The 2631-nt window shown below is 37.7% G+C and carries 3 protein-coding genes; 2 read left to right on the forward strand and 1 reads right to left on the reverse strand.

Annotated elements, in window-relative coordinates; translation table 11 throughout:
• Both FTV32_RS16440 and FTV32_RS16445 read left to right on the forward strand, forming a co-directional pair.
• On the forward strand, positions 1–1352 hold a 1352-nt coding region (locus tag FTV32_RS16440; protein WP_180029119.1), incomplete at its 5' end, for a fimbria/pilus outer membrane usher protein.
• A complete protein-coding gene (locus tag FTV32_RS16445) occupies positions 1343–2332 on the forward strand; it encodes a spore coat protein U domain-containing protein (protein WP_180029120.1) in 990 nt (329 codons plus the stop codon). The genes FTV32_RS16440 and FTV32_RS16445, both read left to right, overlap by 10 nt.
• On the opposite strand, the gene FTV32_RS16450 is transcribed toward FTV32_RS16445, so the two are convergent.
• The coding region (locus FTV32_RS16450; RefSeq protein WP_180029121.1) for a spore coat U domain-containing protein at positions 2329–2631 on the reverse strand (303 nt) is incomplete at its 5' end. The genes FTV32_RS16445 and FTV32_RS16450 overlap by 4 nt on opposite strands.

The raw sequence follows: 2631 nt of genomic DNA on the forward strand, positions 1-2631 counted from the left end.
CATATGGGGAACGTTCCTTCAAATATGATAAGGATCTGGTTACTAATACCAGTTATCGGTATGGTTTAACACAAGATTTAACTGTAGAGACACATTTGGAGTTAGCGCCTGATCTGTACTTGGGAGGAGCAGGATTTATCCAAAGACTAGGAAACCGCGCAGGTCTGTTAAATGCAGCATATTCTTTTAGTGACTATCAGGGATTAACCGGAGCTATTTATCAATTAGGATATAACTGGAATTCTAGGTACTTAACTATCTCTTATAATACGGCTCGGCAGTCAGGCGAATATTACGATATCGCGCACCTAAATGGTTTAGCATTTCCTCAGCGATCTGATCAATTTTTTCTAGGTACGAATAATAGGTTAGGCCAGTTCGGGGCAAGTTATATTTATCAAGAACAAGATTGGGATTCAACTAACGAGTTTTTAACATTTAATTGGTCTTATTCATTCCCTAACAATTATTATCTCAACTTAAGCGCAAATCATGATTTAAATGGATCAGATACCAGATATTATTTGAGCTTGAATGTTCCATTAGAAAAGAGACGAACCGTCAACTTATCCTATCAGCAAGATCAGGAACAAGAGAAGCTGTCTTTTAATGCGCGTCAGTCCGTCTCTCGTGATGTTGGTGGGTGGGGATGGCAAGTACAGGTAGATACGGCTCAGGATAATCGAAATATCCAGACTCAACTTGCCCGGATTCACAACTATGGGGAGTGGAGTTTAGGCTTACAGGAATTTAAAACCGATAACAGCTCTTCTCGAATAGCCAACGGTACATTAAGTGGAAGCCTGTTAATGATGAATCGAAGTTTATTCCCAATGCGTAGATCTTTTGATTCATTTGCTTTGATTTCAACCTCTAATATCCCTGAAGTACCAGTGAAATTAGAAAATAGATCAGTAGGAAAGACCAATAGAAACGGAGAACTGGTCGTCACCTCACTGAATCCTTACCAAAATAACAAGATCACAATCGATGCATTAGAATTACCTGCTGACTATTATATTGAAACAACAGTAAAGAATGCTGTACCAAGGTTTGGTAGTGGAGTCTTCATAGATTTTCCTGTTTACCAGATTCAGGCGATTCAAGCAGTTATTAAACAAAAAGATGGAAGCGTAATTGAAGCCGGGTCGAATGTGTGGGCAAGTCCAGACTTAAAGTCCTCGATACCAGAGCCTCTTACTGTGGTTGCACATGATGGTATGATCTATATGGAAAACCCTAAAGTAACTAAATTCTTTGTAGAGCAAAAAGACAAAATGTGTAGCTTTGAGATAAATGGTTTAGGTACCCACAAAGGTTTAATTGATTTAGGAGAGTTGCTATGCGAATAATGAACAAAAAAAAATCTCCTTTTTTATCAAGCAAAAATTTAACTTTAATGTCAGGTCTATTTTTAGGTTTGATGATTACAGGTGAAAGTCAGGCTGCTAAATGCAGTATTTCTTCTACCTCGCTTGATTTCGGTGAGGTGAGCCCTGCATTAAGTACGACTTCTACCAATATTACTCTTCGTTGTGATCCACGTTCCATAATGAAAACAAATATACGTGTGTGTTTGACCGCTACAAGTTGGCTTTATAATGATACAACCCGTTATATTTATACTAATATTTTAGGCATACCGAACCTACTTCAATCTTTGAAATATAATCTTTTTTATGACCCCGGTTTTACTCATTTAATCCAATCGCGTGATCAATTAACTGCTATGGGTTGTAGAGACTATACAATTACGGGTGGTAAGCAATTGACTGAAGTGATCCCAGTTTATGGTCTTTTTTATCCAGGACAGACAGGGGCTGCTGGTAATTACAGATCCTCTACTTTATCGCTTGAAATCCTTTATGATTTTGAAAGAAATGAGAACTATCCTAACGGCTATAACGCTAGTAATTTAAGATATTCGGATACGGCCAATATGAGTGTTTTTGCAGAATATGAGAATGTTTGTGCATTACTCTCAACAACAGATTTGGATTTTGGTCAAATTGATAATTTGAACAGAGACTTATATACAAGTGGTCAAATTTCTCTGCAATGCCCTTCACGCACTACTTGGCGAGTAGGATTAAATAATGGCAAATATGCTCTGAATAGTCAGAGAAGAATGTTTAATGGCAAGGATTATATAAATTATGATTTATACTTAAACAGTAACTTAACTCAAAAATGGGATAGTTCTAATAACAGGTCGCAAGGTGTAGGAACAAATGGGCAGCAACCAATCTCTGTTTACGGACATGTCCCCCAACAGCCTCTCAAAAGTGCAGGAAACTATAGTGATACTGTGACGGTCACTTTAACGTATTAATATGTAATCGTAGCAACCACAATATCATTATATACACCCGCAGGAACATTCGTGGCGCCTTCATTAATTTTTGCCCAGATTTTGAAGTTCTGATCCGTACCAGTTCCCGTACTTGCAAAATTTTCTTGAGAAGAGCTTCCCCAAACAGTTTTAAATCCAGCATCCTGATAGAGCTGATACGGAACCTGGATAGAACTGTCTTGTGTATTCTTTAAAGTCTTATCGCTGTTTAAAGCAATCGAGTATGGAGTATTTTGACTACAACTAACATTCAAACTTCCTGAGCTAGTTACATGATT

It is taken from the genome of Acinetobacter sp. YH16032, from assembly GCF_013417345.1.
GTDB lineage: Bacteria > Pseudomonadota > Gammaproteobacteria > Pseudomonadales > Moraxellaceae > Acinetobacter.

Excerpts from the sequence above, each read along its gene's own strand:
- FTV32_RS16445 (WP_180029120.1), top strand. The coding sequence starts at position 1,343 with ATGCGAATAATGAACAAAAAAAAATCTCCTTTTTTATCAAGCAAAAAT.